The sequence below is a fragment of the Amycolatopsis sp. NPDC048633 genome, from assembly GCF_040650695.1.
GTDB lineage: Bacteria > Actinomycetota > Actinomycetes > Mycobacteriales > Pseudonocardiaceae > Amycolatopsis.
In genome coordinates, this window is record NZ_JBEZHS010000004.1 from 375,173 (window position 1) to 395,043 (window position 19,871).

Sequence of the window (19,871 nt, forward strand, 5' to 3'; positions counted from 1 at the left end):
ACTGCTCGGGTGACGCGCAGTGAGCCGTTCGTCGGGCGGGCCGGTGCCGCGGCCGGCCTGCGGGCGTGGCTCGCGGCGGCGGCCGCGGGTTCCGGCGCGCTGGTGCTCGTCGGCGGGCCTGCCGGGATCGGCAAGACCCGGCTGGTCGAGACCGTCACCGACCGCGCCGCCGTCTGGGGCCGGTGCGTCGACGACCCGGGTGCCCCGCCGCTGTGGCCGTGGCGCCGGGTGCTCCAGGCACTGCCGGAGGTCTCGCGGGCGCTCGCCGCCCTGGACGACCACGACGGCACCGACCTGGTCGCGGCCCGGTTCCGGTTCGTCGCGCTGGCCGCCGACGCCCTGGTCGCCGCGGCCGAGCCGGCCGGTCTCGTCGTGGTCCTCGAAGACCTGCACTGGGCCGACGAGGCGTCGCTGCGGCTGCTGCGGCACCTCGCGGGCGAGCTGCGCCGGTCGCGGCTCGCCGTGCTCGCGACGTACCGGGACACCGATTCGGCCGGGCCGCTTTTCGAGGCACTGCCCGACCTGCTGGGTCGGCCGGGCACAGAAAGCCTTCGCCTGGAGCCCCTCACCGAGCCGGACGTCCGGGCGTATCTCGCCGAGGCCGGCCGCGCGGAGGTCGACGTCCGGGACGCCTTGCGGCGCTCCGGCGGCAACCCGCTCTACCTCAAGGCGGTCGCCCGCTCGTCGGCGACCGGCGGCGGCGCGGACGAGCTGCGCCACCTCGTCCGCACCACGGTGTCCGGGCTCGACCCGAGCACGCGTGACCTGCTGGCGATCGCTTCGGTGCTCGGCGAGGAGGTCGACGCGCACGTCGTCGCCGAAGTGGCCGGGCAGCCGGCCGCCGACGTCGTCGCGGCGCTCGACCGCGCGGTGCGGGCCGGGGTGCTCCTGTCCGCCGACGCCGGGTCCCGGCGGTTCGCGCACGCGGTCGTGCGCGACGGGATCTACGCCGACCTCGACCAGGGCGTCCGCGAGGAGCTGCACGCCCGGACGGCGGCGGCGCTGGAGCGGCGGCCCGATCCGGCGCTCGCCGGCGTGGTCGCCGGGCACTGGCTGCGCGCCGCGGTGACGCCGGACGCCCTCGACCGGGCCGCGGGCTGGGCCGAGGCCGCGGCACGCGACGCCACCCGGTCGCTGGCCTTCACCGAAGCCGCCCGCTTCCTGGCGCTCGCCCTCGACTGCCGCCGCCGCGCCGGCCGGGACGGCCTCGCCGCCCTGCTCGTCGAGCTCGCGACCGCGGAGTACCGGGCGGGCCGGTTCGCCGGCGGCTTCGAGCACGCGCGCGAGGCCGCCGGGCTGACCACCGACCCGGCGCTGGTCGTGGCCGCGGCCCTCGTCGTCCGGGACACCGCCGCGCCCGACCTGCTGCCCGGGATGGCCGAGCTGACCGCGGCCGCGCTGGCCGCGATCGGCCCGGACGCGGACCCGGCCGTGCGGGCGAAGCTGCTCGCGCAGTCGGCTTCGGTCGCCGCCGACTCGGGGAAGACGGCCGAAGCCGTCAAGATCGCTGATGAAGCACTGGACCTCGCCGAACTGTCCGGGGACCCGGAGGCGCGGATCGACGCCGTCCGCGCCCGGCTGAAGATCCGCCCGACGGAGCTCGCCCTGGCCGAACGGCTCCGGCTGGGCGCGCTCGCCGTGTCCCTCGGCGGTACCGGCCGGCCGCTGGTGGCGCTGTGGGGCCACAAGTGGCGGGTGGACGCGGCGTTCGAGATCGGCACGATCCCGGTCGTCGACGCCGAGCTGGGCGCGATCTCGGCCCTCGCGGCGACGACCCGGCTGCCCCTGGTCCGCTGGCACGAGCTGCGGCTGCGGGCGTCGGTCACGGCCTACCGCGGCGCGTTCGCCGACGCCCGTGCGCTGAACCGGCTCGCCGACGAGGTCGCGATGGCCGAACTGGCCGAAGACCGGTCCGCCCTCGGGCTGTCCTTCGCGTTCGCGCTCCAGCTGGCGCTCGTCGTCGGCGACCCGGCCGAGCTGCCGGAGGGGTACGAGGAGCTGCTGGCGATCGCGCCGCCGTTGCCGATCACGATCATCTCCCGCCCGCTCACCGCGCTGGTCGCCGGTCGGCGCGACGAAGCCCAGGCCGGATACGACGCCTTGCGCCCGCGGCTGCGCGACCCCGACTTCATCGGCCACTCACCCGGGATCGGGCCGAACCTGGTGCCCCTGCTGGAGGCGTTCGGCGACATCGACACCGCGGCGTGGCTCGCCGAGCAGCTGGCCGATACCCCGCCGAGGGGTCCGGGCGACGTGGGCACGTTCTGCAGCGACTGCTCCAGCAACTGGTCGGCCCGCCTGGCCGCGCTGCTGGGGCGCCACGACGACGCCGTCCGGCTCTTCGAAGAGGCGATCGCGTGGAACGCGCGGCTCGGCGCCCGGCCCTACGTCGTGCACAACCGCGTCCACCTGGCGACCGAGCTGGCCACCGGCGATCCGGAGCGGGCGGAGACGCTGGCCCGGCAGGCCGCCGACGAGGCTCGGCGGCTCGGGATGCCGGGCTGGCTGCGCGACGCCACGGCGGTGCTGGACCGTGTGCGCCGCGCGGCCGACCCGCTGACCGGGCGCGAACGGGAGATCGCGACGCTCGTGGCGGACGCGCTGAGCAACCGGCAGATCGCCCACCGGCTGGTGCTTTCCGAGCGCACGGTGGAAAGCCACGTCCGCAGCGTCCTGGCGAAGCTGGGGCTGGCGAACCGGACCGAGGTCGCCGCGTGGGCGCACCGCCGCGGTCTCACGCCCCGCTGAAGCCGAACACCGCTCCGGCGAACTGGTCCGGGTCGAAGTCCATCGCCTGGTGGGCCTGGCCGAGCATCGGCACGACGTCGGCGCCCGGAACGCGTTCGGCCACGGCGTCGGCGGCGAGCCTCAGGTACTCCGGGCTCTCCGTGCCGGCGAAGAGCCGGACCGGGATCGCGATCTCGCCCAAGCGCTCGTCGAACACCATCTTCTCGACGACGTCCAGCTCCCGGACGATGGTGTGGGCGGCAGCCACCCGGGCCCGCCAGACCGGCGTGCCCCGCATCGCCTCGACGTCCGCCGGGCTCAGCCGGAGCGCCTCCCGCAGGAAGGTCTCCAGGACCTGCTCCGGACTTTCCGCCGCTCGCATACGTTTGCGCGCGTCCGGCCCGATCACGTGCTCGCCCGGTTTCGGCCGGGGCGGCTCGTAGGCCACGAGCCGCGTGACGGCGTCGGTCTTCCGGACGGCTTCCAGCGCGCAGAGAGCACCGTAGGAGTGCGCGACGAGGTAGACGCCGCCCCCGGCGGCCTCCGCCACGGCGGCGATGTCCTCGCCCTCACGCCCGATGTCGTACGCCGGAGCCTCGTCACGGCTGAGGCCGCGCCCGCGGCGGTCGACGAGGTGGAGGCGGTACCGCTCGGCCAGCCGCTCGCGGACCGCCGCCCAGCGGGTGTGGTCCGCGCCGGTGCCGTGGACGAGGACCATCGGCGGGCCGTCGCCCAGCGTCTCGAACCCGATGACCGTGCCGTCGGGTGACCTGACCGAACTCGACATGCCTTCGACACTAACGAAGCCTCCGCGTTCGGGCAGCCGCTGTGAGGTCGCTGTGCATCCGCCTCGTTGCGCTGCCATCCGGGCCGCGGTGTGGTGATCTGGAGTGGTGGCGATCAAGTTCCTGAGGCCCGCGCTCGCGGCCGCGGCGGCCGTGCTGGTGCTCGGCGCCGGCCTCGTCGCGGGCACGGACACGACCGCCGACGACGCGTATGCCGCGGTCGGTTCTCCGTCCACTTCGGCCACTCCGCCGGTATCGGCGAAAACCGTTTCCCCGGTCGGGGCCTTGTTCGCGAACGGAAGCCATTTCTGCACGGCGAGCGTCGTGCATTCCGGCGCCGGGGACCTGGTCCTGACGGCCGCGCACTGCGTCCAATCCGGAATGTCCTTCGCCCCCGGTTACCACGACGGCGTCGCGCCGCTGGGAATGTGGACGGTCACCGGCGTCGCCGTCGCGGATGGCTGGACGTCCTCGGCCGACCCGGATCTGGACTTCGCGTTCCTGACCGTTCAGCAGCCGGGAAACCCGGCTTCGCTGGAAAGCCTGACCGGCGCGAATGTTCTCGGTACCGGCCGCGGATTCGACCACGCGATCACCCTGACGGGTTACCCCGACACCACCGATTCCCCGGTGGTGTGCACCGGCACCACCACCCGGTTCGAGACTTACCAGCTGCGCGTCGCGTGCCCCGGTTTCCCGGACGGCACCAGCGGCGGCCCGTGGGTGACCGGCGGCGCGGTCATCGGGGTCATCGGCGGCTACCAGCTCGGCGGCGACACCCCGGACGTCTCCTACAGCGCGTACTTCGACGACGACATCGCGAAGCTGTACGCCTCGGTCACCGGCTGAAACGGCTGGAAACGCGAACCGAGCCCGTGTCCCTGGCGGAGGACACGAGCCCGGTTCACCTCTCGCGAGCCCTCAGCAGGTCACGATGAGCCCGGTGAGCGCCGAGCACGTCTTGGACGCGCTGTCGTTGGCACCATTGGGATCCGTCGGCGAGCTGGCCGTGCGCACCGCCGTCGTGGTGTACGAGCCGAGCGCCAGCAGGCCGCCGTTGACCGAGAACTTCGCCGTCGCCGAAGCACCGGACGCCAGTGAAGCGACGTCACAGTTCAGCGCCCGGGTGCTGCCCACGCGGGTGCAGCCGGTGGCGCTGCCGAACGACAGGCCCGACGCATACGTTGCCACGACACGGATCCCGGACGCGGCCGACGGGCCGGTGTTCGTCACGGTCACCGTGTAGTCGATGCGTGCGCTCAGGCCGCCGTGGCCGGTCGCGGCGAGCGCGACCTTGACGTCGGCGTTGGTCGCCGGGTTGCCGACCGTGATCACCGGGCCGTCGTAGGTGTCGAAGGAGTAGTTGTCGCCGACGAACTGGTGCTGCAGCGTGAACGGGCCCGGTGCGGCGGTGTCCTTGACGCGCAAGGTCCACACCGTGGTCTTCGTGCCGCCCGCCTCGAGGTCGCCGAACGCGGCGCGGTAGCTGCTCCCGGCCTGGAAACAGCCGACCGCCGTCGTGTTGGTGCAGGAAACGACGTCGACGATGTCGGTGATCGGGGTCGGCGTGCCGTAAAGGGCCGCCTTGGCGAAGCTGATCGCGAAATCGCGGTCGTTGTGCACGGTTTCCGAGATGGTGAACGTCTGTCCCGGGAGCACCGTGGTGGTGCTGACTTCGACGGAACTGGAGGGCACGTCCGCCTGTGCGGCGGGCGCCATCGCGATGAATGCCGTGGCCAGTGCGGCCACCGAGGACAGGATCGTGGTTCTTCGCCAGATACGTTGCATAGTCGTGATCTCGCCGTTTCGGTCCGGGGAATGCCGCTCTGACAGATGTTGCGTGGTCTTGGTGGACAGCCGACGCTGATCAGTCGTCGCAAAACCGGCATTCGTTACCGCCATCCGGACGCGCCGCGGCACGGCCGTCAGGACGGTCGCCAGCGCCCGTTCATCTCACCCGGGCGCGGCGGCGGGCCCGGCAGGTCGCGGTCTTTTCCCGCTTCCAGCCCCTCGACGAGCATCGCGAGGTAGCGGCGGCGCAGCTCGGCGGTGCGCTCGGCGTCGTCGACGCGGATCGCGGCGCAGCACTCGAGGATCATGCCGATGTCCTCGGTGACGGCGTCGTGGCGGAGCCGCCCGGTCCCGCGCGCCCGCGCGAAGAGGCCCGCCGACAGCTCGTTCGCCCGGCGCGCGTCGGCGCCCATCTCTTCGGTCGGGGTGAACGTGCCCGCGAGGTGGACGGTCAGCGAGTGGACGTCGGCATCGACCACCCGGCCGAGGAAGCCGGTGAGCGCCGTCCAGCCGTCCGGCTCCTCGTCGGCGGCCTCGGCTTCGGCGATGAAGGTGCGGAGGCCGTCGTGGCAGAGCCTGCAGAGCAGGAACTCCTTGCTCGGGTACCGCCGGTAGAGGGCGCTGATCCCGACGCCCGCGCGCTCGGCGACGTGCGAGATCGGCGCCTTCGGGTCCACGAGGAAGACCTGGCGGGCGGCGTCGAGGATGACGAAGTCGTTGCGGGCGGCCTGGGCGCGGCGACCCGGCAAGGCGGTCTCGGGCATGAGTCGAGATTAGCACTGGAACGGATCATTCCGCTCTGGTACAGTTCGGAACGAAGCATTCCGTTCCACCTTGAGGAGCAGTCATGACGGTCCCCGCCCTTCGCCCGTTCCGCGCCGAGATCCCCCAGTCCGCCCTGGACGACCTGCGAGGCCGTCTCCAGCGGGCGCTCTGGCCGGACGACCTGCCCGCCGAGTACGGCGTCACGAACGAGCGGGTCCGCGCGCTGGCCGAACACTGGCTGGAGAAGTTCGACTGGCGGGCGTTCGAGGCGCGGCTCAACGCGTACCCGCAGTTCGTCACGGAGATCGACGGCGAGACGATCCACTTCCTGCACGTCCGCTCGTCCCGGGCGGACGCGACACCGCTGGTGCTGACGCACGGCTGGCCGGGCTCGATCGCCGAGTACCTCGACGTCATCGGCCCGCTGACCGAGCCGGAGTCGGCCGCCGCGCCGGCGTTCCACCTGGTGATCCCGTCGCTGCCCGGCTTCGGGTTCTCGGGCCCGACCCGGTCGGCGGGCTGGGGCACGCACCGCACGGCGGCGGCGTGGGCGGAGCTGATGAGCCGGCTGGGCTACGAGTCCTACGGCGCGGCGGGCAACGACGCGGGTTCGATGATCTCGCCGGAGATCGGGCGGCTCGCGCCGGAGAAGGTCGTTGGCGTGCACGTCACGCAGCTGTTCTCGTTCCCATCCGGCGACCCGGCCGAGATGGCGGACCTGAGCGAGGCCGACCAGGCGGCGCTCGCGCACCTGCAGTGGTTCTACGAGAACATGTTCTCCTTCAACACGCTGCACAGCCAGCAGCCGCACACCCTCGCCTTCGCGCTGGCCGACTCCCCGCTGGCGCTGCTGGCGTGGAACGCCCAGCTGTTCGGCGAGCACCTCGACGCGGACTTCGTGCTCGCGAACGTGGCGCTGTACTGGCTGACGGGCACGGGTGGCTCGTCGATCCGCTTCTACTTCGAAGACGCGCAGACGCCGCCGCACCCGTCGGCCCCGACCACGGTCCCGACCGCCCTGGCGATGTTCGCGGGCGACTTCCAGTCGATCCGCCGCTTCGCCGAGCGCGACCACGCGAACATCGTCAGCTGGAACAGGTACGACGCCCGCTCGGGCACCGGCGGCCCCCGCGACGCGGCCGGCCACTACTCGGCGCACGAGGCACCGGAAATCCTGGTCGCGGACATCCGCGGCTTCTTCGCGGGGCTGTCGTCGCCCTGGCCCCTCCTGACGGCGGCCCACGAGGCCCTGCGCTCAGCGGCGGCGGGCGTGACGGACGGCGGGCTCCCGACCCCGTGCGCGGAGTGGACGGTGACCCAGGTCCTCCAGCACGCAGGCGGCGACCAGCAGGGCTACGCGGCATTCATCACGGGAGAGCCGGGCCCGGACTTCAACCCGTTCGAGCCGTCGGGCGAGCTCGAGGACGTACCGGCATTCCTGGAACCCAAACTGGCCGCGGCGGCCGCAGCATTCGCAACGGTCTCCCCGGATGCGCAGGCGGTACCGACCCCCCTCCCGCAGGGCGCCCTCCCGGCGGCGCTGGCGGTAGGAGCGGCGGCATTGGACGCAGCGGTGCACGCATGGGACATCGCGACGGCAACGGGCCAGAAGTCCCCGCTGACAACGGAACTGGCGGAAGCCCTGCTGCCGACGGCAAAGGAGCTGGCGGAGCCCCTGCGCGGGTTCGCGTACGCCCCGGCCCTGAAGGGCCCGGCAGCCGACGACGCGGCATCAGAGCTGCTGCGCTACCTGGGCCGCAACCCCAACTGGACGGCTTGAGGATCATGGCTCCGGGCCTAACCTCCGGCGCTCGCCTCCGGGGTATCACCTCTGGCGCTCGCCTCCGAGGGCTTGCCTCCGGCGCCCGCCTCCAGGGTCTCACCTCCGGAGGCCACCGGGGCCCGCCTCCGAGCCTCACGTCCGGGGCTCGCCTCCGGACCCACCTCCCGGACCCCAGCCACATCCCCCAGCCCCCGGGCCTCGCCACCCGCGGCCACGCCCCTGGCCGAGGAACCGCGAGAGCGGTTCCTCGGCCCAGCAGTCCCGGCCGAACCGCCCGCCGCGGCTCGACTGTCGTCTCCGGCGGGCAGCTGTCAGCCGCGGCTAGTCATCTCGATCCCACCTAGGCCCGCTCGGCAGCACCCCGCCACCGCAATCCCCGCAGCGGCGACCACCCAGCGCCACCGCAGCCGAGTCCTCCCCCGCTGTTCACTCTCTCGGTCTCCCGGCGATTTCGCTCCGAGCCACCCGACCACAAAATCCCTTCCACCAATGCAAATCCCCCAGCAGCCACCGTTCCACTGAGTTCTTTCCGCGGCCGCCGATAGCTCACCGTTCCCGCAGTGGCACCTCAACCCACCCGACCGCTCCGCAGCCGAAAGCCGATCCCTGCCGCGGCGACCACATCGGACTCCCCCAAAAATCCGTTGCCTCCCAACAATTCCCGAACCTACCCTGGGCCCCATGACGAACCGACCGTTCCGGTGGGACCTGGTGCGTCCCGACCAGGTCGGGTCGCTCCTCGACAACGCCGAAAAGCCGCATCTCTGGTACCTCGACGACCTCACCACCTGCACCGCCAAGGTCCTCGCCCGCTGCGGTGACGGCGAACTCCACTTCGTCGGCCGGTCGCTGGACAGCATGCACGACCTGCTCGGCGGCGCCCTCGAACACACGTCGTGGCAGGATCGCGTGCACCAGCTTCCGCTCTCTCTCAAGCCACGGCACGGGTTCGGCCGCCGGGATGTGCAGCTGCTGCGCGAACACCTTGCCGCCGCCGGGATCACGCCCCACTCGCTCGCCCGCGGGACCCGGCCGACCGTGTTCGCCGACCTCGTCTACGAAGGCGACACCTTCACCGAGCTGTACGTCCAGCTCAGGGACTGGATCGACGAAGACCGCGAAACGTGGCACGTCATCCGGCGCAAGCTGCGGTTCCTCGGCGTCACCCTTCGCCAGCCGATCCGCCCGGACGTCTGGCGGTGGCAGGAGGACGTCGCCTGGACCCGCGAACTGCCCGCCGCGGCTGTTCGGAACGTGTCGCTCGAGCGGGACGTCTGGTTCTACTTCGGCAACGACCAGCCGAAGCTGACCCCGTCCTTCCCGCGGCAGCGCTGGACCGACGAGACCGTCCGGACCCCCGACCACGGCAAGGCGACGCGCCGCGCGCTGGCCGAAGCGTTCGCGCTCGTCGACGCCGGCCGGTCCGACCGGGTGCGCGATCGGCTCGTCCGGACGATCTCCGCCGAACCCGCGATCGCCGGGCCGTGGCTGCGGGCGCTCGTCCGGGAACTGGGTGCCTGACCGACTTCCGGGTGTTCCCGCGGTAGGTACCGTTACCCCATGAAGCGCAAGGAGGTCGCCGTCCGGCGGGAGGAGATCCTGCTCGCCGCGCTCGACCAGGTCCGGCTGCGGGGCATCGCCGGGGTGCGGGCCGCCGACGTCGCCAAGGACCTCGGCGTCAGCACCGCGCTGGTCTTCTACCACTTCGGCACCCTCGAAGCCCTCATCATCGAGGCCTTCCGGCACGCGGCCGAGCGCAACCTCGCCGTCCTGCGCGACGAGCTCGCCCGCCCCGGCCCGGCCGGTGAACGGCTGCGCGCCGTGCTCGTCCTCTACGGGCCGACCAAGCCCACCGCCGGCTGGCACCTGTGGATCGAGGCCGGCGCCGCCGCGATGCGCGACACCGAGCTGCGGGACGTCGTCCAGCGGCTCGACCTGCGGTGGCGCGACGCCGTCGTCTCGCTCATCACCGAAGGCGTCGCCGCCGGCGAGTTCCGGTGCCCGGACCCGTACGGTGCGGCGTGGCGCCTGACCGCCCTGCTCGACGGGCTCGCCGTGCAGTTCGTCGCGCGCGCGGGCACCGTCACCGCCGACGACTGCGCCCGGTGGGTCGGCCAGGCGCTGGCCCACGAGCTCGGCCAGGCCGAACCGGCGCTGACCGCGGAGGGCCGATGACCGAGCCGGCGTTGCTCGAAGTGGCCTGGACCGACCCGGTCACCGGGTGCCGGGGCTACCTGGTGATCGACCGGCTGGTCCGCGGCGTGGCCAGCGGGGGCCTGCGGATGCGCCGTGGCTGCACGCTCTTCGAGGTCCGGGGCCTGGCGCGAGGCATGACCCTCAAGGAGGGCCTCAACTACGACCCCCACGGCCGGTACATCCCGCTCGGCGGCGCCAAGGGCGGCATCGACTTCGACCCGTACGACGAGCGCGCCCGCGACGTCGTCGCCCGCTACCTGCACGCCATGCGCCCGCTCATCGAGCGCTACTGGACCATGGGCGAGGACCTCGGCCTGCGGCAGGACGTCATCGACGGCGTCATCACGGAAATCGGCCTGCTCAGCTCGGTCCAGGCGGTCTACCCGCTGCTCGAAGACCGCGAGGCGGCGACCGAACGGCTGGCGGACGCCTTCCGCATTGAAGTCGGCGGCCTGGGGCTCGACGAGCTGGTCGGTGGCCTCGGCGTCGCCCAGGCCACGCTCACCGGGCTCGAAATGCTCGGGCTCGGCGGCCCGAACCGCGTCGTCGTCCAGGGCTTCGGCTCGATGGGCGGCGCCACGGCGCGGTTCCTCGCCGAAGCCGGCCTCCAGGTGGTCGGCGTCTCGGACGTGCGCGGGGTCATCGTCAACCCGGACGGCCTCGACGTCGAGAACCTGCTGCGCCACCGCGACCGCTTCGGCGGCATCGACCGCGACAACCTCAAACCGGGCGACGAGCTCCTGCCGCCCGAAGCGTGGCTCGACGTCCCGGCCGAGGTCCTGGTGCCGGCCGCGATCTCGTACTGCGTCGACAGCGACAACCAGGCCAAGATCGGCGCGAAGCTCATCGTCGAGGCCGCGAACATGCCGGTGACGGCCGACGCCGAGGCCCTGCTCGACGCCCGCGGCATCCGCGTGCTGCCGGACTTCGTGGCCAATTCGGCGACCAACTCCTGGTGGTGGTGGACCCTCTTCGGCGACGTAGGCGCGGACGCCGACGAAGCCTTCGGCAAGGTCCGGACGCGGATGCGCGAACTCGTGACGGGCATGTTCGAGCGCGCCACCCTCGACGGGCTCAGTCTCCGCGCCGCCGCCCTGCAGCTCTCGGAGAAGAACCTCGATGCCATCCAGGCCCGCTTCGGCTGAGCGCGCGAACGGACCGTTCGCGCGCCCCCCAGCAAGAACGACCGGTCGCCCTACCCGGCGGCGCCCGCGGATCGTTCGCACGCCTCAACAGAAAGAACGATCGTTCGCTCTTCCTTTCACCAGTGGCTCCGCCGGACACCTCGCGACCCCGCCAGAAAGAACGATCGTTCGCCCTCCTCCGACCCGCAGCGACCGCTCAGGCTCACTCACGGAAAGAACGATCGTTCGCCCTCTCGCGACACCAACGGACCGTTCGCGCCCACCCACCACAAGAACGATCGTTCGCCCCCGCCAACCCGGGAACGAATCCGGCCCCCAGATAGTTGAACGCTCTATGAAACTCGGCATCTACAGCTTCGGCGACCGCGCACCGGACCCGAGCACCGGCGACCAACCGTCCGTAGCGCAGACGCTGGCCAACACCCTCGAGCGGATCAAACTCGCCGACGAGCTGGGCCTCGGCTTCTACGGCCTCGGCGAGCACCACCTGGACCAGTACGCGATCTCCAACCCGGGCACAGTGCTGGCCGCGGCGGCAACCATCACCGACCAGATCACCCTGAGCTCCGCGGTGACCGTCTTGAGCACCGAGGACCCGGTCCGCGTCTACCAGCAGTTCACCACCCTCGACCAGCTCAGCCACGGCCGAGCCGAACTGCTCGCCGGCCGCGGGTCGTTCACCGAGTCGTTCCCCCTCTTCGGCCACGACCTCGGCGACTACGACGAACTCTTCGAAGAGAAGCTCGCCCTCCTCCTGCGCATCGACCGCGAAGACCCGCTCACCTGGTCCGGCAAGTTCCGCCCACCGCTGGAGAACGCGCGGATCCTGCCCCGGCCGTACGGCGACCGCCTGCGCATCTCGATCGGCACCGGCGGCAACCCCGAGTCGTCCATCCGCGCCGGGCTGCTGGGCCTGCCCGTGGTGTACGCCGTGATCGGCGGACGCCCCGAGCGCTTCGCCCCGCTGGTCGACCTCTACCGCCAGGCCGGTGAAGCGGGCGACCACAAGAAAGAAGACCTGCACGTCACCATGAGCGCCATCGGCTTCATCGCCGAGAACTCGCAGGACGCCAAGGAAAAGTTCTACCCGTACTGGCTCGAAACGATGAAGTACGGCGCGAAGGCCCGCGGCTGGGCGGTCCCGACCCGCGCCGAGTTCGACCAGTACACCCACAACGCGCAAGCGCTGTTCGTCGGCAGCCCGCAGGAGATCGCCGAACGCCTGATCACCGTCGGCAAGCTCACCGGCGCGGACCGCTACGCGCTGCAGATGGACTGGTCGGGCGTGCCGCACAAGGACGTCATGCGCGCCATCGAACTTCTCGGCACCGAAGTCCTTCCGTTGGTACAGAAGGAGTTCTAGACGTCGTTCCCGGCGATGAACCCGAACGTCATCGCCGGGCCGATGGTCGAGCCGGCGCCGGCGTAGCTGTGCCCCATCACCGCCGCGCTCGCGTTGCCGGCCGCGTACAGGCCGGGGATCACCGAGCCGTCCGGGCGGAGCACGCGCGCCCGGGCGTCCGTGCGCATGCCGCCCTTCGTGCCGAGGTCGCCGGGCACGATCTTGAACGCGTAGAACGGCGGTGCCCACAGCGGCGCGAGGCAGGAGTTGGGCAGCACCAGCGGGTCGGTGTAGTAGTGGTCGTACGCGCTCGCGCCGCGCCGGAAGTCACCGTCCACTCCGGACCAGGCGAAGCCGTTGAACCGGTCCACAGTGGACTTAAGCGCGGCGGATGGCACGCCGATCGCCGAGCCGAGGGCCTGGATGCTCGACGCCTTGACCACCGCGCCGGCGGCGTACCAGGAGTCCGGCAGCGGCAGCAGCGGCAGGGTGTCGCGGAACAGGTACTTGCTCCGGTAGCTCTGGTCGACGACCAGCCACGCGGGGATGTCCGGCGCCGTCGGGTTCTTGTCGTACATCGTGTGCACGACGTCGCTGTAGGGCGCGGCCTCGTTGACGAACCGCTTTCCGGCCTGGTTGACGATCAGCCCGCCGGGCAGCGTCCGCTCGGCCAGGCAGAAGTACGGGTCGCCGGGGATCGGGATGGCCGGGCCCCACCACGCGTCGTCCATCAGGTCGAGCGCGGCGCCGGCGCGCTGCCCGGCTCGGTGGCCGTCGCCGGTGTTCTCCTTGGCCCCGACGGTCCAGGCGGTGCCGATCGGCTGCCGCTGGTACTGCGCGCGCATCGCGGCGTTGTGCTCGAACCCGCCGGAGCCGACGATCACGCCACGCCGGGCCCGCACCACTCCGCCCGGCACGAGAACCCCGGTGACCGCACCGTTTTCGACGTTCAGGTCCAGCAACGGCGTGTTCAGCAACACCGGGACGTTCGCCGCGAGCAGGCCCGCCCGCAGGCCGGCGGCGAGCGACTGCCCCATGGTGAGCGGCTTCTGCCCGGCCAGCGCGGCAGCCGTGCCGCGGGCGAGACAGGTGGCGGCGACCGCCGCGCCCTTCGCGTTGACCGCGGCCAGGTTCAGCCACTTGTAGTCGGCGCTGAACACGACCAGCCCGGGCGGCGTCGCGAGGTACGCCGGGTTCAGGTTCGCGAGCTCGGCGCCGAGCAGGTTGCCGTCGAACTGGTCCGGCTCGATCGAGCGACCGTTCGGCAACCCGCCGGGAAGCTCCGGGTAGTAGTCGCTGTAGCCCTCCATCCACCGGAACCGCAGCGGGCTGTTCGCCATGACGAACGCGATCATTTCGGGGCCACTGCGCAGGAACGCCTGCTGCCGCGCGGCCGGCACGTCCGGCCCGACGACGGCGGCGAGGTACTGCGCGGCCTTCGCCGGCGTGTCCGGCACGCCGGCGGCGAGCAGCACCGGGTTGTTCGGGATCCAGATCCCGGCCCCGGATCTCGCCGCGGACCCACCGAACGTCGGCGCCTTCTCGACCACGACGACGCTGAGCCCGCGCTTGGCCGCCGTCAGCGCGGCGGTCATCCCGGCCGCGCCGGAGCCGACCACGACGACGTCGTACTCCCCCACGAGGGGCGCGGCGCCGGCGGCCGGCGCCGTCGCGAGCCCGGACGTCACGGCGAGGCCCACGCCCGCCGCGGTGCCGCGCAGGATCTGGCGGCGGGTCAGGTCGGCATCCATGGCGCACTCCTCGCTCGCGGAACGGCGAAGGTCATGGTGTCGGTCCACTCCGGAAACTGGAACATGTTCTACCCGCTTGGAGCAGCCCGGTAGGCCACTGATCCGAACCCATGACGACATTCGCCGCACCCGGCAAGCAAGTTGACGACATCCTCACCTTATGGATAACTTGAGGACAGTCTCAATTTCTCTCGAGGAGGATCCCTTGCCGAAAGTCATCGCCGTACTGGGTGTCGGACCCGGGCTCGGCCTGTCGATCGCCCGCCGCTTCGGCCGCGAAGGCTTCACGACAGCGCTGGTCTCGCGCACCGACACCCGGCACGCGAGCTACCGGGCGTCCCTGGGCGGGACCCCCACGCACACCTACGCGGCGGACGTGACCGACCCCGCTCAGCTGAAAGCGGTTCTAGCGCGCATCACGGCCGAAGCCGGCGAGCTCGACACGGTGTACTTCGGCCCGGCCGACGCGACGTCCGGACCGGGCATCACCCCGCTCACCGAAGCGGGCGCCGACGCCCTGCGCACGCCGTTCGAAGCGATCGTGTCCCCGGCGGCCCGGCTCGTCGAAGCGGTGCTGCCGGACATGCTGAAGCGGGGCTCGGGTTCGCTGCTCTTTGCCGGCGGCCTGAGCGGCAAGTACCCGATGGCGATGCTCGGCAGCCTGGCGCCGGCATCGGCGGCGTTGCGCATGTACGTCCTCACGCTCCACGCGGCACTGCGCGAAACGGGCGTCTACGCGGGAACGTTGACGATCGGCGGCCTCATCGAGCGCGGCGACATCCACCGCGAGTTCACCAAGCAGGACCACGGCTTCAAGGTGGGCACCCTCGACCCGGACGACATCGCGGACCGGGCGTGGTCGCTGTACAACGACCGTGAGGAAGCCGAAGCGGAGTTCAACGCGATGGCCGCGGTCTAGCCTGGAGATCATGTTCACCCCGGGGGATCGGGCCCTGCTCCGCGAAGCACTGGTCGAGGCGGCCCGGTCGGACGAGCGCGTCACCGGCGCCGCGCTCACCGGCTCGGCCGCGCTCGGCGCCGAAGACGCGTGGTCGGACATCGACCTCGCCTTCGCCGTCGCCGGCGAGCCCGAGCCGGTGCTCGCGGACTTCACCGCGCGGATGTACCGCGAGCACGGCGCGGTGCACCACATGGATGTCGTGTTCGAGCGGACCGTGTTCCGCGTCTTCCTGTTGGCGAACACCTTGCAGGTCGACTTGGCGTTCTGGCCGGAAGCGGACTTCGGCGCGACGACGCCGAAGTTCCGGCTGCTGTTCGGCACGCCGCAGGACCGTCCGCAGTCGCCGCCTCCCGACGCGCGGCGGCTGATCGACCTGGCCTGGCTGCACGCCCTGCACGCGCGGTCGAGCATCGAACGCGGCCGGGGCTGGCAGGCCGAGTACATGATCGGCCGAGTTCGGGAGTACGCGCTGGCCTTGGCTTGCGTGCGGCACGGCGTGCCCGCGGGCGAGGGACGTGGCCTGGACCAGCTGCCCGCCGACGTCACAGGGCCTTTCGAGGCAACGCTCGTCGGCGGGCTCGGGGACCTCGCCGGGCCGTTCCACGCCGTCACCGAGCTGCTGATCGGCGAGATCGAGCTCGTCGACGCGGACCTGACCGCCCGGCTGACTCCCCTCCTGCGCGAGATTTCCTAAGCCAGGTAAGCGAGTTCCGGGTGCGCGGCGACGTAGGCGTCGAGCAGCCGCCGCGCCACGGAGACGGAGTCGACCAGCGGGTGCAGCGCGAACGCCCGCAGCGCCGACGCGCGGGAGCCCGTCGTCGCCGCTTCGATCGTCGCCCGCTCGACGGCTTTGACCGCCGTCACCAGGCCCAGCGCGTGATCGGGCAACGGCCCAGTGGCCAGCGGCCGGGCACCGTTCGCATCGACGACGCACGGCACCTCGACGACCGCGTCTTCCGGCACGCCCGGGAGTGCGGATCCGTTGCGGACGTTGAGGATCAGCGTCGCGCGTTCGCCGTGCGCGATGGCCCGCATCAACGCCAAGGCGACCTTCTCGTAGCCGCCGCCTTCGAGATCGTCACGCTCTCCTTCACGCGTTTCGGCCATGTACGTGGCTTCGCGCTCCAAGCGGGTGCGCTCCCACGACGCCAGCGAAGGTTCCGCGTAGAACCCGCGTTGCTGCTCCAGCAGCTGGGCGCCGCGCGACTGCGGGCTCATGGCTTCGCGCGCGAAGTAGTAATAGTGCAGGTACTCGTTGGGCAGGGAACCGAGGGCACGCAGCCAGTCCGCGCCGAAAAGCTTCCCCTCCTCGAACGACTCCAGCGCATCGGTGTCGGCGAGCAGCTTCGGCAGGACGTCCTCGCCGCCCACGCGCACCGCGCGAAGCCAGCCGAGGTGGTTGAGGCCGGCGTAGTCGAACCACGCCGTCGCCGGGTCGACGCCGAGGGCCCGCGCGACACGGCGGCACAGCCCCACCGGCGAGTCGCAGATGCCGAGCACCCGCCCGCCGAGGTGCGCGGCCATCGCCTCGGTGACCATCCCGGCGGGGTTGGTGAAGTTGATGACCCAGGCCCGGGGCGCCAGTTCGGCGATCTTTCGCGCGAGATCGACGGCGACCGGGACGGTCCGCAGCCCGTAGGCGATCCCGCCGGCGCCGACGGTTTCCTGGCCCAGCACGCCTTCCGCGTGCGCGACCTGCTCGTCGAGACGGCGGCCGCGCAGCCCGCCGACGCGGATGGCGGAGAACACGAAGTCCACATCGGACAGTGCGTCGGCCAGGTCGGTCGTGGTACGCACGCGCGGCGCGCCCGGGACGCCCGCGGCCTGCTCGGCGAGAACCCGTTCGATCGCGGTCAGCCGCCCGGGCTCGACGTCGTGCAGGACCAGCTCGGTGACCCCGCCGCCGGTCAGCAACGCGCCGTGCACGAGCGGCACGCGGAACCCGCCGCCGCCCAGGATCGCGAGCCTCATCGCAGCACCTCGACGCCGGCCTCGCACAGGGCCGAACAGGTCTGCTCGTCGGCGCCGGTGGTCGTGACGACGACGTCGAGCGCGTCCGGCCCGCAGACCCGGGCCAGCCCGGTGCCGGGGAACTTGCCCGCGTCGGCGAGCAGCACCACGCGGTCGCCCGCGGCGACCATCGCGCGCTTGACCGGCACCTCGACGACCGTCGCGTCCATCACGTGGCCGTCGCCGCGGACGCCACTCGTGCCGAGGAAGACGGTGTCGGCGTGCACCTGGCGCAGCGCGTCCTCGGTCAGGAATCCCACCATCGAGTGATAGCTGCGCCGGACCACGCCCCCGAGGAGGACGAGCTGGACGTCGTCGGCGTCCTTCAGCTCGTCGTAGACCGCGAGACTGCTGGTGATCACGGTCAGCGCGCGGTCGCGCAGGTGCCGCGCCAGCCGGTGCGCGGTCGTGCCGATGTCGAGCAGCACGGTGTCGCCGTCGGCGACCAGGCCGGCCGCGCGCCGGGCGACGGCGTCCTTGTCGTCGGCCCGCTCCGCGGCCACGCGCGCGAACGGCTCGTCGTCGGCCGCCATTGCCCCGCCGTAGACGCGGGTCAGCCGGCCTTCACGGTCGAGCTGCCCGAGATCGCGGCGCACGGTCGCCTGGCTGACGCCGAGCCGCTCGGCCAGCACGCCGACCGGCGCCGGGCCCTCCGCGCGGAGAGCCCGCAAGATCAGCTCGTGACGACGCTGGGGCAGCATGCCGGGACGATAGCAGTCAAACTCGCTCAACCGGCGAACGAGTTTGAGCGAACCTTGCGCATTCCGCGCATCTGAAGCACGCTCGTGCGCATCCTCGATTCCGGGAGGCGCCCGTGCCGGCCGATTCCGTCCCCGACACCGATGTCTTCCTGTCCGGCCTGCTGTTCTTCGACCTGGTCTTCACCGGGCTCGAAGGACCGCCGGAGCCGGGCACGGAGGTGTGGACGGGCGGCATGGGCTCGGGCCCGGGCGGCATCGCGAACTTCGCGGTCGCGCTGAGCCGTCTCGGCCTGCGGACGTCGCTGGCGGCCGCGTTCGGCACCGACGTGTACGGGCGCTACTGCTGGGACGTGCTTTCGCAGGAACACATCGACCTGTCGCCGTCGCGGCGGTTCCCGGAGTGGCACTCCCCCGTCACCGTCTCCCTCGCCTACGCCGGCGACCGGGCGATGGTCACCCACGGCCACCCGCCGCCCGTCCCGGTCGCCGAGCTGGCCGGCTCCCCGCCGCCGAGCCGCGCGACCGTCGCGCACATCGGCCTCGACACGGCCGAGTGGGTCCACACCGCGCACCAGGCCGGCAGCCTCGTCTTCGCCGACGTCGGCTGGGACCCTTCGGAGGCGTGGTCGGCCGCGCTGCTCGACCAGCTGGCGTGCTGCCACGCGTTCCTGCCCAACGACGTCGAAGCGATGCGCTACACCCGCACGGACACCCCGGAAGCGGCGCTGGCCAAGCTCGCCGACCTGGTCCCGGTCGCGGTGATCACCCGCGGCGCCGCGGGCGTGCTCGCCGTCGACGGCACCACGGGCGAGACGGCGGACATCCCGGCGCTGCCGGTGAACGTGCTCGACGCGACCGGCGCGGGCGACGTCTTCGGCGCGGGGTTCGTCGCCGCCACCCTGACCGGCTGGTCCCTGGCCGACCGGCTCCGGTTCGCCGGCCTCACGGCCGGCCTGTCGGTCCAGCACTTCGGCGGCGCGCTGGCCGCGCCGGGCTGGCACGAGATCGCCGAGTGGCACGCGCGGAACCGGCGCCCGGACTACGCGTTCCTCGACGACGTCCTGCCCGCCGAAACGATCGCCGAGACATCCCGCCGGGGCCCGGTGACGCTCGGCTTCGGCGACGACAGCTGGCGCTAGTGCACCCCCGCGTCGGCCGCTACACGGCGTCGGGACTGCGGACGTCGCTGCTCTCGGTGCCCGGCGCGGTCGGTGCCGAAGCGGTGGGGCTGCGGCCGATCGGCGAGGTGATGGGCTGCGTGGTGTCGCGGCACGAGGACGTGACATCGGGCCTGCGCCGCGGCTACGCGACGGCGCTGGACCGGCTGCGCGCGGAGGCGACGGCGCTGGGCGCGGACGGCGTCCTGGCGATCGCCTGCACGGTGACCCGGGTGAGCGCGGCGGTCCACGAGTTCGTCGTGCTGGGCACGGCGGTGCGCGCGCTCCGCGGTGTCCGCCCGCCCCGGCCGTTCACGACAGGACTATCCGGTCCGGACGTGGCGAAGCTGCTGCTGGCGGGCTGGGTCCCGGTGACGCTGGCGATCGGCATCGACGGCGCGACGGCGTTCGACATCGCCATGACGGACCGACCGGGCGCGGAGGCGGCGGTGCCGACCGAGCTGGTGACCCGGGTTCGGGCGGCGGCGCGGGCGGAGTTCCTGTCGGCGGTGCGCGAGTCGGGCGCGGACGGCGGCCTGGTGACGTCGACGACGTTGCGGGCCTGGGCGCTGGGCCACACGGGAGCGACGGCGGTGTCGAGCGTGTTCGGCACGGCGGTGGCCCGGTTCGGCGCCGGCCCCGCGCCGACGGTGTCGCTCCCGGTGCTGCCGCTGGACGGGAATCCGCCGGGCGCGGGTCGCTAGGCGCTCCCGCGGTTCCGGTCGACGCCGCGACCCGCTCGCACTCGCTGGTCGCC

General features: G+C 72.4%; 17 protein-coding genes. 11 read left to right on the forward strand and 6 right to left on the reverse strand.

From position 1 onward, the window contains the following. Positions 1–9 precede the first annotated feature (9 nt). A complete protein-coding gene (locus tag AB0C38_RS12355) occupies positions 10–2,748 on the forward strand; it encodes an AAA family ATPase (protein WP_360670837.1) in 2,739 nt (912 codons plus the stop codon). Here AB0C38_RS12355 and AB0C38_RS12360 read toward each other — a convergent pair. Beyond that, entirely contained in the window at positions 2,735–3,514 is a 780-nt protein-coding gene (locus tag AB0C38_RS12360; RefSeq protein WP_360670840.1) for an alpha/beta hydrolase, read from the reverse strand. The genes AB0C38_RS12355 and AB0C38_RS12360 overlap by 14 nt on opposite strands. A gap of 103 nt (positions 3,515–3,617) precedes the next feature. Here AB0C38_RS12360 and AB0C38_RS12365 point away from each other — a divergent pair, with 103 nt between their 5' ends. After that, positions 3,618–4,361: a trypsin-like serine protease gene (locus AB0C38_RS12365; RefSeq protein ID WP_360670843.1), complete on the forward strand. Its 744-nt coding sequence runs from the start codon at positions 3,618–3,620 to the stop codon at positions 4,359–4,361. Between the two features lie 72 nt (positions 4,362–4,433). Here the strand turns inward: AB0C38_RS12365 and AB0C38_RS12370 are convergent, their stop codons facing one another. Then, positions 4,434–5,261, reverse strand: a complete 828-nt coding sequence (locus AB0C38_RS12370; protein WP_360670996.1) for a hypothetical protein — start codon at positions 5,259–5,261, stop codon at positions 4,434–4,436. Between the two features lie 176 nt (positions 5,262–5,437). Then, a complete protein-coding gene (locus AB0C38_RS12375) occupies positions 5,438–6,067 on the reverse strand; it encodes a helix-turn-helix domain-containing protein (RefSeq protein WP_360670846.1) in 630 nt (209 codons plus the stop codon). A gap of 83 nt (positions 6,068–6,150) precedes the next feature. Here AB0C38_RS12375 and AB0C38_RS12380 point away from each other — a divergent pair, with 83 nt between their 5' ends. The 5 genes from AB0C38_RS12380 (at position 6,151) to AB0C38_RS12400 (ending at position 12,555) form a co-directional block, all read left to right on the forward strand. Next, positions 6,151–7,848 carry a TIGR03086 family metal-binding protein gene (locus AB0C38_RS12380; RefSeq protein ID WP_360670849.1) on the forward strand — a complete coding sequence of 566 codons (1,698 nt, stop codon included), beginning with the start codon at positions 6,151–6,153 and terminating at the stop codon, positions 7,846–7,848. A 684-nt stretch (positions 7,849–8,532) separates the two neighbouring features. Beyond that, on the forward strand, positions 8,533–9,372 hold the full coding sequence (locus AB0C38_RS12385) for a hypothetical protein (protein ID WP_360670852.1): 840 nt from the start codon (positions 8,533–8,535) through the stop codon (positions 9,370–9,372). Between the two features lie 39 nt (positions 9,373–9,411). Then, positions 9,412–10,026 carry a TetR family transcriptional regulator C-terminal domain-containing protein gene (locus tag AB0C38_RS12390; RefSeq protein WP_360670855.1) on the forward strand — a complete coding sequence of 205 codons (615 nt, stop codon included), beginning with the start codon at positions 9,412–9,414 and terminating at the stop codon, positions 10,024–10,026. Then, positions 10,023–11,192: a Glu/Leu/Phe/Val dehydrogenase dimerization domain-containing protein gene (locus AB0C38_RS12395; protein WP_360670858.1), complete on the forward strand. Its 1,170-nt coding sequence runs from the start codon at positions 10,023–10,025 to the stop codon at positions 11,190–11,192. The genes AB0C38_RS12390 and AB0C38_RS12395 overlap by 4 nt, the downstream gene beginning before the upstream one ends. Positions 11,193–11,526: 334 nt before the next feature. Beyond that, positions 11,527–12,555 carry an LLM class flavin-dependent oxidoreductase gene (locus tag AB0C38_RS12400; protein ID WP_360670860.1) on the forward strand — a complete coding sequence of 343 codons (1,029 nt, stop codon included), beginning with the start codon at positions 11,527–11,529 and terminating at the stop codon, positions 12,553–12,555. On the opposite strand, the gene kstD is transcribed toward AB0C38_RS12400, so the two are convergent. After that, positions 12,552–14,285 (reverse strand): 3-oxosteroid 1-dehydrogenase, encoded by a 1,734-nt coding sequence (kstD, locus tag AB0C38_RS12405; protein WP_360670863.1) that lies wholly within the window; start codon positions 14,283–14,285, stop codon positions 12,552–12,554. The two genes, AB0C38_RS12400 and kstD, sit on opposite strands and share 4 nt — an antisense overlap. Positions 14,286–14,490: 205 nt before the next feature. Here kstD and AB0C38_RS12410 point away from each other — a divergent pair, with 205 nt between their 5' ends. Together AB0C38_RS12410 and AB0C38_RS12415 are read left to right on the forward strand one after the other, a co-directional pair. Beyond that, the gene (locus AB0C38_RS12410; RefSeq protein ID WP_360670866.1) at positions 14,491–15,204 is read left to right on the forward strand and encodes an SDR family NAD(P)-dependent oxidoreductase; all 714 of its coding nucleotides are present in this window, start codon (positions 14,491–14,493) and stop codon (positions 15,202–15,204) included. Positions 15,205–15,214: 10 nt separating this feature from the next. Then, a complete protein-coding gene (locus AB0C38_RS12415) occupies positions 15,215–15,940 on the forward strand; it encodes a nucleotidyltransferase domain-containing protein (RefSeq protein WP_360670869.1) in 726 nt (241 codons plus the stop codon). Here the strand turns inward: AB0C38_RS12415 and AB0C38_RS12420 are convergent. Then, a complete protein-coding gene (locus AB0C38_RS12420; RefSeq protein ID WP_360670872.1) occupies positions 15,937–17,217 on the reverse strand; it encodes a 6-phospho-beta-glucosidase in 1,281 nt (426 codons plus the stop codon). The two genes, AB0C38_RS12415 and AB0C38_RS12420, sit on opposite strands and share 4 nt — an antisense overlap. Then, entirely contained in the window at positions 17,214–17,957 is a 744-nt protein-coding gene (locus AB0C38_RS12425; RefSeq protein WP_360670875.1) for a DeoR/GlpR family DNA-binding transcription regulator, read from the reverse strand. The genes AB0C38_RS12420 and AB0C38_RS12425 overlap by 4 nt, the downstream gene beginning before the upstream one ends. A 113-nt stretch (positions 17,958–18,070) precedes the next feature. Here AB0C38_RS12425 and AB0C38_RS12430 point away from each other — a divergent pair, with 113 nt between their 5' ends. Then, positions 18,071–19,096, forward strand: coding sequence for a carbohydrate kinase family protein (locus AB0C38_RS12430; protein WP_360670878.1), 1,026 nt, complete (start codon positions 18,071–18,073; stop codon positions 19,094–19,096). Beyond that, on the forward strand, positions 19,096–19,818 hold the full coding sequence (locus AB0C38_RS12435) for a heavy metal-binding domain-containing protein (protein WP_360670880.1): 723 nt from the start codon (positions 19,096–19,098) through the stop codon (positions 19,816–19,818). The genes AB0C38_RS12430 and AB0C38_RS12435 overlap by 1 nt, the downstream gene beginning before the upstream one ends. The last annotated feature ends 53 nt before the right edge of the window (positions 19,819–19,871 follow it).